This is a genomic window from Flavobacterium sp. UW10123 (assembly GCF_040538975.1).
Taxonomy (GTDB): Bacteria; Bacteroidota; Bacteroidia; order Flavobacteriales; family Flavobacteriaceae; genus Flavobacterium.
The window spans coordinates 118,637-134,206 of sequence record NZ_JBEWQE010000008.1; the positions used below are offsets into that span (position 1 = coordinate 118,637).

A 15,570-nucleotide genomic window follows, 5' to 3' on the forward strand; every position below is an offset into this window, starting at 1 on the left:
TATTAATATTAAAAATCTGCACTAAATCCAAACATCACTGTTCTTGATTGCGGATATAAACCTAAATCAATTCCTGAAGCCCATTGAAATTTCTCACTATCTCCTCCCCAACGAACATCTGGATCCATACCATCATATTTAGTAAAAGTGTATAAGTTATTCACTGCGACATAAAACTTCAAATTAGAAATAAACTTTACGTCTTTTAATATCTCATTAAAATTATAACCAACTGTTAAGTTATTTATTCTTAAATAATCAGCGTTCTGCATATAGATATCAGATATTTCATTTGTATTTCTATTTGATACTGCACTTAAACGAGGCATTTTGTTTGAAGTACCTTCACCATGCCAACGATTAAAAACATCTGATGTATAGTTTTGTTTTGGCATATCAGAAAACGATCTATAAGACTGCATGATCTGCATCCCATACTTCCCAGCCATTGTAGTGTTTAAATAAACATTTTTATATTCAAGGTTTAATTGAATACCTAATTGAAAATCCGGATTTGGATCTCCTATCATTGTTTTATCCTTCTCATCGATTTTACCATCATTATTTAAATCTACGAAACGAACATCCCCAGGGCGTTGGTCAGCGAAATATGGTTGTCCTTCTGGACCCACATAAGCATCAACTTCTTGTTGGTTTTGCAAAATCCCTGCAGTTTTAAATCCATAGAAATATCCAATCGGATAACCAATTTGTGCTCTAGATATTTCAGAAGTTCCTTGCGATAATACGTGACTTGGCCCATGGATTATACCATCAGCATTTGCAACTTTTGTAACCTTATTTTTGTTTGCTGCCCCACTTAGAGTAAGTCCGTATTTAAAACCACCAATTTTATCTTTCCAACTTACAGAAATTTCAAAACCTTTGTTTTGGATATCTCCACCATTAATATAAGGTGGTGCTGCTCCAGATGTTCCAGGAGGTTTAGCTTCTACCAACCAATCTCTTGTTGTTTTGTTGTACCAGTCGAATGTGATACCTAATCTTGAATTAAATAAACTTGCATCCAATCCTAAATCTAACTGTTCTGATGTTTCCCAGCTAACAAATGGATTTGGTACTCTCGCAGGATAGGACGTTGGTCCAGAAACAGGTTTTGTGTCTCCAAAAAAGTATCCAGGAAATGCATATGCAATTGTAGACGAATAATAAAATGGATCAATAGCTTGATTTCCGTTTTGTCCCCAGCTTGCTCTTAGTTTTAAGAAATCAAGGACTTTCGAAGTGTTGGCCATAAACTCTTCTTTTGTAATAACCCAACCTGCAGATACTGAAGGGAAATTACCATATTTATATCCGTTATCAAAATTAGAGGAACCATCTCGACGTATAACAGCCGAAAGAAGGTATTTCTCTTTATAATCATATTGTGCTCTTGCAAAATACGACATTATACCACCACCACCAGCTGCATAATCAAATCCATTTGTATTAATATCTGATATTGAAGTAGGGCTCTTAGTATTATTCAAATAAGCATATCTTGGATCTCCAGGATATAAAAGTCCATTTCTAGAACCACTTAGCTCATTGTTAACCACATTTTTAATCTGTTCAATTCCGATAACAGCATTCACATTGTGATTTCCAAATTGTTTTTGATAAGAAAGTGTATTGGTCCAGGTAGAATTAGCTCCAAAATAAGAATTCTGTGAAGCTCCATCAACCGCATCATTATACAAAACCCCTAAATGATAAACAGGATTCATAGATCTACCTTGCCCAAACCAAGAATCAATACCAAAAACTGATTTAAATCTCAAATTAGAAATAGGCTCAATCTCTACAAAAACGTTTCCTGCAATTTTATAATCTTTAGGATAGCTATAATTACTTCTGTAATACAATACCGCTAAAGGATTTGTTTGATTAGTAGATAGCCCATCTAAAGTTGGCGAAAAGCCAAACTCACTAATATTTCTATCAATACCTGGCTGCCAATATGCAGGCTGCAACGGATTTTGGGTTAAAGCATTGTGCAAATCATTACCATAGATATTTCCATTTGAAACTCCTCTATTTTGAGTATTTGTAAACGTGACATTCTCACCAACAGTAATTATACTATGACTTTCGTTCTTTTTCAATACCATTTGAGTATTAATTCTTGCAGTCAATCTCTTAAATCCAGCATCTACAATGTTACCTCCAATAATACCATCTTGATCATAATATGATAAACCTAATGAATAAGTAATGTCTTCACTTCCGCCTGTGACATTCAACGCATGATTTACAACAGGTGCATTCCTTTTAGACATTTCGTCGATCCAATTTGTACCTTTCCAGCCATTTTGAAGATTATTCCAAATTTCATTACCATATTGGAGTCCAGCACCTGGGTAATTCTCTTCTAACCAACTATTGTTTGTTATTATAGTTTTCCAGTCATGCGGAGCAAGTCCGTCGTTAACACGTCCTTCATCCATAATGTACATGTACTCTTGTGCATTTAAAGGATCTAAGTTTTTATAAATATTTTGAATACCAAAAAAAGAATCATAACTAATTCTAGCTGGTTTTCCTTTACGCCCTTTCACTGTAGTAACCAAAACTACTCCATTTGCTGCTCTCGAACCGTAGATAGCAGCAGAAGCCGCATCTTTCAATACGTCAAGAGATTCAATATCCGATGGGCTTAAATAATCAATGTTTCCTACAGTAACACCATCAACAATATATAACGGATTTGAGTTTCCAACCGTACCAAGTCCACGAATAGTAACTTTTGTACCCGCACCTGGAGCTCCGCTGTTTCTTGTAATACTAATTCCAGGAGCAATACCTTGAAGTGCCTCCATCGCAGATCCAGTGTTTAATTCTTGTAAAGTTTCTCCTTTAAAATTTGAAGAAGCACCGGTAATTAAGGCTTTCTTTTGCGTACCGTATCCGATAACCACAACCTCATTTAAACTTTGAGATACTGCTTTAAGAACAATAGTCAGTTTAGTTTTTCCGCCTATTGCCTCATTTACAGTTTCAAAACCAACGAAACTAATTGTCAAAGTTGCGTTAGAGGGAGCACTGATCTGAAATTTCCCATCAAAGTCAGAGGCAGTTGCTTTATTTGTTCCCTTTACCAAAACCGTCGCACCAGGGACGGGTAATCCACTCTCGTCATTAATGATTCCATTTATCGTTACATCCTGAGCAAATGCAACAACTGAAAACAGCAAAGACGAAACACAAAAAATAAATAATTTTGTTAATTTCATTTTTCTAAAAATTTTGGTTAATTAATTAGTAATTTGATGCAATTATAATGTTAAATTTTAATAAGTATTGGATTAAATTTCTTTACAAAAACACTTCAAACTAAATTTTAACACACTACAAAAACATAACATTTATTTTATAATTAATTAATTTACAGAGTTTTAATTATGAAAAAAAAATGTTACAAAAATGTTAATTAAAAAAAACGTATATTACATTAGTTTAACAGTAATTATTGCGTTATAAATTAAAAATAATTTAAAAAACACGATTTATTCTGATTGATAAATCAACAATTTAAAATCATAATAAAGCATTTATAATAAAAATATATTTAAAATTTTATGAAATCCATAGTTAGATCTTTTATATTAATTTCACTATTTTTCTTACAAATAAAAAGTTTTTCTCAGGTAAAAAACATCGGAATTCCAGATATAAAAAATTATAAAAGGTCAGAGTACAAAGGTGGGACTCAAAACTGGAGTATTGATCAGGACAAAAATGGAAACATTTATTTTGCAAATAATAGCGGTCTAATTCAATTTGACGGCTCAAACTGGCATAAATACTCTTTACCAAACAAATCTGAAATCAGAAGTTTGAAAATTGATGCTGTAGGAAGGATATTTGTTGGAGGAAATAACGAATTTGGATATTTTAAAAATGACGAAAAAGGAATCTTAAAGTACCATTCTTTATATAATCTATTAAGCCCAATAGACAAGGAAAATATCAATCTTATCTGGAGAATTCATATTTTTAATGGCGAAGTCATTTTTCAGTCTTTTAGTAAAGTGTTTTTTCTGAAAAATGAAAAAGTTACTACTCTTACTGCCCCTCATAAATTTCAATTTTCATTTTTGGTAAATAATCGCTTATATTTTCAGGACAAAACTCTGGGACTTCTTGAATACAAAAACAGAAAACTTACAGCAATAAAAGGCACTACGGTTTTTAATGATAAGGAAATATGGTCTCTTTTTCCATTACCAAATAATAGATTATTATACGCTACTTTAGAGAAAGGTCTTTTTGTATCAGAAAACGGCACTATTAAACCTTGGGCAACAGAAGCTAACGAGTTTATAAAGAAAAATACTTCGCTTGGCGGATCAATCATTAAAAACAAGTTTATAATACTTAATTCTGTACTAGATGGGGCAATAATCTGTGATTTAAACGGAAAAATAATCCAGCATTTAAATCGTCAAAAGGGAATTCAGAACAACACTATTTTAGCTTCGTTCATCGATAAAAAAAGTAATATATGGCTTGGACTTGACAATGGTATCACTTTTATAAATGAAAACTCGCCTTTTTCCTATTTTGACTACAGCTACAATATAGGAACCGTATACGCATCAACCACTTATAACGGAAATCTTTATGTAGCAACAAACCAAGGATTATTCTATCACCCGTGGGGAGACACATTTAAAGACAGTACCTTTACAAGAGTTGAAGGGACGATTTCTCAAGTTTGGAATATTCAAGTTATAAATAATGTTTTAATATGCGCAAGTAATAGTGGTGCATTAATTATTGAAAACAACAGGGTTTCAAAAATACTTGACAACAAAGGTTATTTCGGATTTAAAAAAATACCTGATCACGAAAATTACATAATCGGCGAAAGTTATAATGGATTCTCTATTTTTAAACGATCAGCAACTGGATATGATTACCTCCATCAAGTAAAAGGATTTGATGAAACGACCAATAATTTTTCTGTTGAAATAGATGCAAATTATTTATGGCTAAAGAAAAATCCTTTTTTATATCAAGTAAAGTTATCTGAAGATTTAAAAAGATTTGATTTTATAAAAAAACACGTCAATATATCTGATAAATTCAAAGGAATTAACAGTCTGCAAAACATAAATAATAAAGTCTATTTTCAAGTAAAGAATCATTTTTACAGATATTCTGTTGAACAAGAAACTTTTTTTGAAGATAAAAAAATAACAAATTTATTTAACGGAATTCCAACTATCAATACCTTAATTGAAGATTCTGCAGGAAACCTGTGGTACGCTTTTAATGAATCGCTTGGTGTATTAGTTAAAAATAAAAATGGGACTTTTACCAAGAAACAAGCCATTTTCTCAAACTTAACAGGGAATTTGGTAAACAACTATATTTCGGTAAATGCCATAAATCCTCAAAACATTTTTATCGGATTAACAGATCGTTTAGCGCATTACAATTCCACTATTCCAAATACTTTTATGACAAAGCCAAAAGCTTTTATTGAAAGTTTTACGAATCCTGGAGATACTATTTTAACCGGAAATCTGACGAGTAAACTAGAATCATACAGCATACCTTATAAATACAATCGTGTCAAATTTACTTTTGCATCCCCAACGTATGAGAATCAGGAAAATGTAATGTACTCCTATAAATTAGAACCTTTTGAAGAGAACTGGCGTGGTTGGTCGTCAACAGCAATAAAAGAATATACCAATTTAAGAGAAGGTAATTATGTAATGAAATTGAGAGCCCGAAATAGTTATGGTATAGAATCAAACATTACTGAAGTTGAATTTACAGTATCTCCACCTTGGTACAGACACTTTTTGGCTTATTTATTTTACTTGATACTCATTTTACTTGGCGTTTATTTAATATCAATTAGAATCAAATTGAAGATTAGAAAAAACAGGTACTATGAGACCATAGAACAAAGAAGATTGTATCTTGAAAAAGAATCAAAAATCAGACATGAACAGCATGATTTGGAAAAAGAAATTGAAAAACTAAAAAACGACAAACTACAAATTAAAATTTTAGCAAAAGACAAAGAACTAGTAAATAACTCCTTACAAGTAGTTAAAAAGAACAAAGTCTTAAACGGAATTATTCATAAACTGAAAGATATAGATACTGGTATATTAGACGATACCACCAAAGCAGAATTTAGCAAACTGCATAAAAGCATTGTAAAAGAAGTAAATACAGATAAGAGCTGGAAAGATTTAGAAAAACACATTAAAAATGTTCACTTCGAATTTTTAAAGCGACTGAAAGGACAATATCCTACCATTTCTCCTAGAGAATTAGATTTATCTACTTACTTATTAATGAACATGTCAACGAAAGAAATAGCCGAAATTATGAACATTTCGACAGGTGGAGTCGAATTGGCACGATATCGTTTAAGAAAGAAATTAGGTTTAAACAAAAAGGAAAACTTAATCGGTTTTTTAATGAGCATTTAAAAAAGAAATCCATTCATTGCTGAATGGATTTCTTTTTTAAATTATTCTTTTTCTATGGGCCGTATAATAAGTTTTCCTTTCATTACCGTTACGGCAACATGTTCATCTATTAAAAATCCAGCATCTTTGAGCCAATTACCGCACAACCGTATTTGCGGTACAATTACTGGCTGTGTTTTATACATGCCAATAGAGCGTGAAAGTCTATAAAATCCATAAGCTTTCATTCTCCGAATTGATAATACTTTTGAAGTTTTTTTGATTGTAGAGATTCTTGTTTCTATCTCTTTACTGTTTGTTTTTTCTGCGTAAGTCATTTCAGAAATTTTTTAGCTGGCCAAAAAAATACGGTTTCAGCCTTTCCCGTTGACTTACACCTTTAAAGGGCAGTGGGCGCATTAACGCACCACACGGGGGTACCAAAACCGCGTATTTATTAGAGTAGATAAAAATCTACTTTATTTTGACGAAGTACTCGCCCTATAAAAAATGTAAGTCGCATCAAATGTAGCGAAAAAGCTTTTTCTTTGTAGGAAAAAAGATAAAAAAAATAACTTTTAAAACTTATGCAGGAACGAAACTAGTAATTTTCAAATTTAAACAAAATGAGCCCGATAAAATATCGAACTCATTATTATATACTTAACTATAAATTTGCCTAAATTTTTGGACGCAATCTATATTTTGAATGGCTTTCGTTTTATATATAGTCTAATGTTCGTTCTAAGGCCATACCTCTCGAACCCTTTATTAGTATCATATTAGAATCAAATTTAAATGTCTTTAAAAATTCAGCAAAAGCATCGAATGTTTCAAAAAACTGAACATTTTCATTTGAAACTTTATTAGCAAAAAAAGACTTTCCTAACAAGAAACATTTAGCTTGATTTTGGGTTGCTAAAGAATCAACGATAATCTTGTGCTCATATAGACTTTCGTCTCCCAACTCAAACATATCTCCAAGAATCATGATTTTATTTTTCTTGTCCAATTGAAGGAAATTAGCAATTGCAACAGTCATACTACTCGGATTAGCATTATAAGCATCTAAGATGATCTCATTTGATCCTTTTTGCATCATTTGAGATCTATTGTTTGCCGGAATATAATTTTCAATAGCACTCTTTATATCACTTTCTTTTACATCAAAATACTTTCCGATCGCTGTCGCCGCATTTATATTATTAGCATTGTAAAGCCCTATTAAATGTGATTCTACAGCAAAATCATTATAATCAATAGCAACAAAAGGATTAGCTGTAATATTCTGAATATTTAAATCAGCATTTTCCTTTTTTACTCCAAAAGTAAAAGATTTTATTCCTTTTGATTTTTCTATCTGAATAGGATCTTCCAGATTTACAAAAACTGTTTTCTGATTTGCTAAAAGATATCGATACATTTCACTTTTACCAGCAATCACCCCTTCAACTCCTCCAAAACCTTCCAAATGTGCTTTTCCGAAATTAGTAATATATCCAAAATCAGGTTGTGCGATCTGACATAGAAATTCGATTTCTTTTTGATGATTGGCTCCCATTTCGACAATTCCAATCTCCGTTTCTTTTGTAAAAGAAAGCAAAGTCAATGGCACGCCAATATGATTGTTTAAATTGCCAATAGTAGCTTTTGTTTTAAACTTTTTTGACAACACAACATTGATTAATTCTTTTGTAGTCGTTTTACCATTACTCCCAGTCAAAGCAACAATCGGTAACGCTAAATAAGCTCTATGGAATTTTGCCAATTCCTGAAGTGTTTCTAGACTATTTTCTACCAAGATGGTTCTATCATCAATAAAATAAGATTCGTTGTCAATAACGACAAATAAAGCGCCTAAATCTAATGCTTCTTTGGCAAATGTATTAGCGTCGAAATTCTCTCCTTTGATAGCAAAAAACATCGAATTCTTTTCGATTTTTCTAGTATCAATAGATAGAGAACTGCACTGTAAAAACAAGTTATGAATGTCTTGAATATTCATTTATATATTTTTTAATAAGTCATAAAAGTAGAAAAAAAAACAATAAAAAAATTCCAAATCCCAGACTGAATGTTCAGCTTTTGGAATTTGGAATTTTTATTATTTGAATTCCTAAATATTAGTTTCTAGGAGATTTTCTTTTTTCAGATTTTGAACCTACTCTAGACATTGCGCATCTGAAACCGATGTAATCAGTTGCCATATCTTGAGGGAAGTATCTTCTTTGAGCTGGATCTAACCAATAAGCTCTATCTCTCCAAGATCCTCCTTTGTAAACTCTTACTTTATCATCGATTAAAGTTGTACGTTTACTAGAGTTATCATATTTTCTGATCATTTTTCCTAAACTGTCAGTTGTAACGTTGTGCTTAGGAGAGTTGTACATTGCCTGATCTGCTTTAGGTCCAGACTCTGAATCACCAAAATCAAAAAATCTAGAAGATTGCTTATCACCATCTCTGTAGTTGATGTTGTCGCTTGTACTGAAATTCTGTCTTAAATAAGTTTCTTGTTCGTCAACTGGCACTTGAGCAATTTCTCCTGGAAGGTTTCTTGCAATAACTTTACCATTACTTAAAGTATCATATTTAATAGTAGCTGTTGTAACAATTTCAATTTTACCGTCTTTACCGATTTTGTTTTTAGCATATTGATTACCTCTATAATAGTTGAAATCATTTGCTTCATTATCAATAATTGGTCTATAAACGTCAGCTACCCATTCTGCAACGTTTCCTGCCATATCATAAAGACCGAAATCGTTTGGTGCATAACTTTTTACAGCATTTGTAATATCTGCTCCGTCATCTGACCAACCTGCAATTCCACCGTAATCACCATTTCCTTGTTTAAAGTTAGCCAATTGATCACCTTTATTTTTACGTTTGTTAGAACGTGTATAATCTCCAGACCAAGGATATTTCTTTTGTCCTTTGTAGATATTATATTCTCTTTGTCCAACATCAGCTGCAGCCGCATACTCCCATTCTGCTTCTGTAGGAAGTCTATATTCTGGTAAAATAATACCCGAAGAACGCTGTGCGTAAACATTTTTCTCTTCAGGAACTACACCATCTTTACCTGCTTTTGGTCTTCTTCCGTCAGGATTTTTCTTTAATACGATTTCTTCACTTGCGCCACGTGATGTGCTAGGAGACATTAAATATCCTTCAGTATTAAATGCATTCTCAGCATTAACATCATTAGTTTTAGCTCCTTTTTTAAGATATCCGTTTTTCTCTAAAACAGCCTCGTTTACACGGTCTGTTCTCCATTTACTAAATTCAACAGCTTGAATCCAGTTAACACCAACTACAGGATAATTAGCATAAGAAGGGTGTCTTAAATAGTTGTTAGTCATCGTTTCGTTGTATCCTAAACGATTTCTCCATACTAATGTATCAGGAGATGCTCCTTCGTAAATATTCTTGTAATTTTCTTCTGTTGGCGGGAAAACTTTCTTTAACCACTCTAGGTATTCTAAGTACATACCGTTCGTAACTTCAGTTTCATCCATATAGAATGATTGAACGTGTTGTTGAGTTGGCGTGTTATTCCAATCGTGCATAACATCATCCTGTACTTTACCCATAGTAAACGTACCTCCTTCAACAAAAACTAAACCAGGACCAGCCTGTTGTTTTTTCCCTGCATTTCTGGCAGCAGTTCCATTCTGACTATCTACATCCCAGCCAGTAGCTCTAGAAGCGTGAGTGGAACTCGATTTTTTGCTACAACTAGCCGTGCCCAACATCAATACCATTGACATCATTAACTGCAAGACTACAATTTTGTTTACTTTCATACTCATTCTTAGGTGATAAATTTAGGTGCTGCAATATAATAATTAACATTTAATTGGCAACATCTGTTCTAATAATTTTATTTAGCTGTTTTTTACCAGAAAATAACCTTTAGTTACGAACGCAAAAATATACTTTTTATTATTACTATAACATGAAATACTATATTTTTACTTACTAATTATTTTTTAATTAAATTTCGCCTTTTTAACCGATGAAACAAGCAATTCTTATCTACATTTTTTTAATTCCAATTCTCTCGTTTTCTCAGATAAATGGGACTATCACGATCGATTGGCAAAATAAAAAAGAGGTGAATTATGGCGAAAACAAAATTATAATTCCATACTTCTCAGGAAGCAGTTTTCGCTTCGACATTACAAAAAAAAACATAACACTGCTTCAAAATCTAAATCAATCTGGCGTCTCAAACAATAGTTCTACACAAATTAGCAATGTTGTTTATGAGTCGATTTCTAAAGCAGATCTAGGAGATTTAACACCTGAAAACATCCCTGAAAAACCAAATGAATCGGTAATAGTTACAAATGCAAGAGATTTGAGATATTCTTTTCTTTCTTTATCTCCAATAATTAAGGAAGGAAACAGTTACAAACGCATAAAATCCTTCTCTTATCTTATTAGCAATACAACTGCGCGAACTGCATCGGCCTCTCCATTTCAAAAACCGGCAGCAATAATAAATTCTGTTTTAGCTTCTGGAGATTGGTATCGGTTTTACATTCAAAAATCAGGAGTTTACAAAATAGATCGGTCATTTTTACAAAGCTTAGGCTTTGATGCGACAAAAGTTGACCCAAGGAGAATAAAAATTTATGGAAACGGAGGAAGGATGCTCCCTCTTGCCAACAGCACCTATTATCCTGATGATTTAATAGAAAATGCAATACAAGTAACTGGCGAAAGTGACGGTGTTTTTAATAACGACGACTACATTCTTTTTTATGCCGAAGGAACTGAAAATTGGAATTCAGAAAGCCAAACCAATTTGAATTTATACGACACCAAATCCTATTATTATGTTACTGTTTCAGGAGGCGACGGAAAGAGAATTCAAAACCTAAATCAGCCAACAGGAAGCACAACTTTAGAACTAAACACGTTTGATGACTATCAATACCATGAAATTGACCAAACCAACATCGTACATCTAGGACGTCAATGGCTAGGAGAATCGTTTGACATCAATCAGGAACAAGAGTTTTCTTTTAGTTTTCCAAACCTTGACACCTCTGCACCTGTAAAGATAGCGGTAAGTGCAGCATCGGCTTCCTTGACCACTACATCTTTTGCAATATCAGCAAACGGACAAAGTGCAGGCTCCATAAGTTTTCCCTCTTTAATTGCCAACTCCGACACGAAATACACTACAGGAAAACTACCTTCAAACGCCGAATTTATTGGAGCTGACAATATCAAAATAAAACTTATCTATAATAATAATGGCGTTCCTGGATCGAAAGGTTACTTAGATTACATTAACCTAACTGCAAAACGAAAACTTTTAGGAACAGGCAAACAATTTCATTTTCAATACAATGCTGCAGGCGCCACTGCAGGAATTGCCAATTATACAATAGGAAACTCTTCAGGCATAACACAAATCTGGGACATTACAGACTTATATAATGTCTCTAAAATTGAAACCTCAAATCAGCTTTCTTTTAGCTTTAAGGCCAATTTAGGAGAAGTTCGAAAATACGTCGCCATAGATCCTTCTGACTACTATACTCCATTAAAAGAAAATCAATCAAAAATTGCCAATCAGAATTTAAAAGGAACACTTTTTAAAAACAACCAAAATACTTTTCAGGATATAGATTATGTTATAATAACTCCAAAATCTTTAGCTTCTCAAGCTGAAAGATTAGCCGGTTTTCACAGAACAAATTCCAACTTAATTGTAAAAGTTATTTCTCTCGAAAGTATCTACCAAGAATTTTCTTCTGGCAAACAAGATATAGCAGCTATTAGAAACTGCATTAAATATATTTATAACAATGCTTCTTCATCAGACAAAAGAATACGTTTCTTAAATTTATTCGGAGATGCTTCATATGATTACAAAGACCGAATTTCAAACAATACTAACATTGTACCTATATATCAGTCTTTAATAAGCAATACTGTCGGTGAAGCTTCGTTTGCCTCTGATGATTTTTACGGATTAATGGATGCCAACGAAGGTGTTGTCATTCCATCTCTTGCCGGAATTGATATTGCCGTAGGACGAATGCTGGTTTCAGACAACGCGCAAGCTCAGGAAATGGTAAACAAGGTTCTGGAATATCATGATATAAAATCCTATGGAAATTGGAGAAACAATGTTGTTTTAATTAGCGATGACTCCGACAGACCAGGCGATCAGACTCTACAAGCAAACCAAAATGTTCTCGCAGATCAAATCGCGACCGAAAAGCCTTTTTTTAATATTGATAAAATATTTCTAGACGCTTATACTCAAGAAGCTTCTGCAGGCGGATCACGTTACCCGAAGGCAAGAACCGATTTTTTCAATGCTTTCGAAAAAGGAGCTCTTATATTCAATTATTTAGGGCACGGTGGTGAGGACGGATTAGCAAGCGAAAGAATTTGGGAAAAATCAGACGGGCAAAACCTTACCAATCAATATAAATACCCTTTATTCATAACCATTACCTGTGAGTTTTCGCGTTTTGATGACCCAACAAGACCTACAGCCGGAGAATATGTTTATTGGAATCCAAAAGGAGGCGCAATTTCAATGCTAACTACAGTTCGTGAAATTGGACAAACAAACGCTGAAGAGTTCAATAAAACAATTAGCAAAAATCTTCTTTCTTATGGTTCAAACCAATATAACACTATTGCAGAATCCTTAAGAATATCAAAAAATGAAAATCCGAGCTCTTCAAGCAATGTTGTTTTTTATATAGGCGATCCTGCTTTGATGCTTGCCATTGCAAAACCACGAATTAATTTAACAAAAGTAAATGATATTGTGATTTCGCAAGCGATTCCTGATTTAAAATCATTATCAAAAATTAAAATTTCAGGAGAAATCACAGACGAAAATAATACACTTTTAAGCAATTATAACGGAGAATTAGCTACAGCCATTTTCGATAAACTAATTACAAATACCACCTTAAACAATGATGGATTTAGCCCCCCAATGCAGTTTAAAACTTTGGGAGAAACTATTTTTAGAGGAAACGCATCGGTTACCAATGGACAATTTGAATTCAGTTTTGTTGTTCCTAGGGATATTCGAATTCCTGTTGACCACGGCAGAATTAGCTTCTATTCGAAAAAAACCGAGGCATTAGAAAACCAAACCGGCTACAATAACAGCATTAAAATTGGGGGAATTAACGAAAATGCACCTCAAGACAATATAAGTCCGAAAGTGAAGTTATATATGAACGATGAAACTTTTGTATCGGGAGGAATTACCAATGAATCGCCGTTCTTTTTGGCCTTTCTGGAAGATGAAAATGGGATTAACACAGCAAGCGGAATCGGGCATGACATTGTCGCTATCTTAGATGGAGATGTGAGTAATCCTTATATTTTGAATGATTATTACCAAACAAAATTAGACGATTACACCAACGGAAACCTACGTTTTCCTTTTCGAAATTTAGCTCCTGGACTGCACACCATAAGTTTTACCGCTTGGGATGTTTACAACAATCCCGTGACGAGTGAAATTCAATTCACAGTTGTAGGAGACGATTCTCTGACACTATCACACGTTCTTAATTACCCAAATCCTTTTTCAACTTACACACAATTTTGGTTTTCGCATAACAGGCCTTATGAGCCATTAGATGTACAAGTACAAGTAATGACCATTACAGGAAAAGTAGTCTGGACAAAAAATCAAACTGTTACGACAGAAGGCTTTTTATCTAGAGAAATATCATGGGACGGAAGAGACGATTTTGGCGACAGAATCGGAAAAGGAGTGTATATTTACAAACTAACTGTAAGATCTAATTTAACAAATAAAAAAGCAGAAAAATACGAAAAGCTTGTCATCCTATAATATTATATATATTTGCACCACCAAAACACAAGTCCCATAAATGAAAAAACTATCACTTTTACTAATTTGTATTTTTAGCATTTACAATTCTAGGGCTCAGGAATCAAGGCCTATTGTCACTGGAGTACCTTTTTTATTAGTCGCTGCTGATGCTAGAGCAGCTGGTTTAGCAGATCAAGGGGTAGCCACTTCTGCTGACGTTTTCTCACAACAATGGAACCCTGCTAAGTATGCATTTTCTGAAGATGCGCAAGGTCTTTCTATCAGTTACACCCCTTATTTAACAGATCTAGCCAATGATATTTCATTAGGACAGATTACGTATTACAACAAAATCAACGAAAAAAGTGCTTTTGCAGGAAGTTTTCGTTATTTCGGTTTTGGGGGAATTGAACTAAGATACACAGGAGACCCGAATGAAGCCGTACGAGAAGTAAATCCAAATGAGTTTGCCTTAGACGGATCTTACTCATTAAAATTGAGCGAAAAATTCTCTATGGCTGTTGCTGGTCGTTTTATCAGCTCAAACTTAAAAGTCGCTTCAGAAGAAGTTGATGCCACATCTGCAAGATCTTTTGCAGTAGATGTAACTGCTTTTTATCAATCAGAAGAAATTGCTTATCAAGATTTCAATGGTAGATGGAGAGCGGGTGTGAACTTTCAGAATATGGGACCAAAAATTAGTTATGATAACGACGATATAAGCTCAAACTTCTTGCCTGCTAATTTAAGATTAGGAGGAGGGTTTGATTTTATTTTTGACGATTATAATAAATTCACTTTAAGCGCCGAACTTACTAAACTTTTAGTTCCAACTCCTCCAGGAATCGGAACACCAGTAGATGTAAATGGCGACGGAGACTTTGATGATCCTGAAGATATTTCTCAACAAGAAGCAACAGATATTGGCTACAGAAACTACAATGATATTGGCTGGTTTCAAGGAATATTTAAATCTTTTGGAGATGCGCCAGGCGGATTCAAAGAAGAAATGAAAGAAGTAACTTATAGCATCGCTGGAGAATACATGTACCAAGATGCTTTTGCATTCCGTTTAGGATACTATCATGAAAGTCCAGAAAAAGGTGCAAAGCAGTTTTTCTCTTTAGGAGCAGGATTTAAATACAACATTATGAAAATTGATGTTTCGTACCTGTTCTCAGCTTCTAAAATAAAAAACCCTTTAGAAAATACGCTGCGTTTCTCTTTAACGTTTAACTTTGGAGACAAATACGAAACTTATTAAAAAGAACGTTTAAAATAAAAATAATT

The 15,570-nt window shown here is 33.4% G+C and carries 7 protein-coding genes; 3 read left to right on the forward strand and 4 right to left on the reverse strand.

Going from position 1 to position 15,570, the window contains the following annotated elements:
• Positions 1 to 8: 8 nt before the first annotated feature.
• On the reverse strand, positions 9 to 3,236 hold the full coding sequence (locus ABXT06_RS10855; RefSeq protein ID WP_354590783.1) for a SusC/RagA family TonB-linked outer membrane protein: 3,228 nt from the start codon (positions 3,234 to 3,236) through the stop codon (positions 9 to 11).
• 345 nt (positions 3,237 to 3,581) lie between these two features.
• On the opposite strand from ABXT06_RS10855, the gene ABXT06_RS10860 reads away from it, so the two are divergent.
• Complete coding sequence (locus tag ABXT06_RS10860) at positions 3,582 to 6,461, forward strand: helix-turn-helix and ligand-binding sensor domain-containing protein (protein WP_354590784.1); 2,880 nt, start codon at positions 3,582 to 3,584, stop codon at positions 6,459 to 6,461.
• Positions 6,462 to 6,502: 41 nt separating this feature from the next.
• On the opposite strand, the gene ABXT06_RS10865 is transcribed toward ABXT06_RS10860, so the two are convergent.
• The 3 genes from ABXT06_RS10865 to gldJ all read right to left on the reverse strand — a co-directional run bounded on the left by ABXT06_RS10865 (position 6,503) and on the right by gldJ (position 10,249).
• Positions 6,503 to 6,778, reverse strand: coding sequence for a SymE family type I addiction module toxin (locus ABXT06_RS10865; RefSeq protein WP_354590785.1), 276 nt, complete (start codon positions 6,776 to 6,778; stop codon positions 6,503 to 6,505).
• 383 nt (positions 6,779 to 7,161) lie between these two features.
• A complete protein-coding gene (locus ABXT06_RS10870; RefSeq protein ID WP_354590786.1) occupies positions 7,162 to 8,445 on the reverse strand; it encodes a UDP-N-acetylmuramoyl-tripeptide--D-alanyl-D-alanine ligase in 1,284 nt (427 codons plus the stop codon).
• Positions 8,446 to 8,563: 118 nt separating this feature from the next.
• Positions 8,564 to 10,249, reverse strand: coding sequence for a gliding motility lipoprotein GldJ (gldJ, locus tag ABXT06_RS10875; protein WP_354590868.1), 1,686 nt, complete (start codon positions 10,247 to 10,249; stop codon positions 8,564 to 8,566).
• Between the two features lie 212 nt (positions 10,250 to 10,461).
• Here gldJ and porU point away from each other — a divergent pair, with 212 nt between their 5' ends.
• Both porU and porV read left to right on the forward strand, forming a co-directional pair.
• A complete protein-coding gene (gene porU / locus ABXT06_RS10880; RefSeq protein ID WP_354590787.1) occupies positions 10,462 to 14,298 on the forward strand; it encodes a type IX secretion system sortase PorU in 3,837 nt (1,278 codons plus the stop codon).
• Between the two features lie 40 nt (positions 14,299 to 14,338).
• Positions 14,339 to 15,544 (forward strand): type IX secretion system outer membrane channel protein PorV, encoded by a 1,206-nt coding sequence (gene porV / locus ABXT06_RS10885; RefSeq protein WP_354590788.1) that lies wholly within the window; start codon positions 14,339 to 14,341, stop codon positions 15,542 to 15,544.
• Positions 15,545 to 15,570: the final 26 nt, after the last annotated feature.

What these genes read in the sequence shown, in the direction of transcription:
- ABXT06_RS10855 (WP_354590783.1), bottom strand. Translation starts at nt 3,236, where the DNA reads ATGAAATTAACAAAATTATTTATTTTTTGTGTTTCGTCTTTGCTGTTT.
- ABXT06_RS10860 (WP_354590784.1), top strand. Translation starts at nt 3,582, where the DNA reads ATGAAATCCATAGTTAGATCTTTTATATTAATTTCACTATTTTTCTTA.
- ABXT06_RS10865 (WP_354590785.1), bottom strand. Translation starts at nt 6,778, where the DNA reads ATGACTTACGCAGAAAAAACAAACAGTAAAGAGATAGAAACAAGAATC.
- ABXT06_RS10870 (WP_354590786.1), bottom strand. Translation starts at nt 8,445, where the DNA reads ATGAATATTCAAGACATTCATAACTTGTTTTTACAGTGCAGTTCTCTA.
- gldJ (WP_354590868.1), bottom strand. Translation starts at nt 10,249, where the DNA reads ATGAAAGTAAACAAAATTGTAGTCTTGCAGTTAATGATGTCAATGGTA.
- porU (WP_354590787.1), top strand. Translation starts at nt 10,462, where the DNA reads ATGAAACAAGCAATTCTTATCTACATTTTTTTAATTCCAATTCTCTCG.
- porV (WP_354590788.1), top strand. Translation starts at nt 14,339, where the DNA reads ATGAAAAAACTATCACTTTTACTAATTTGTATTTTTAGCATTTACAAT.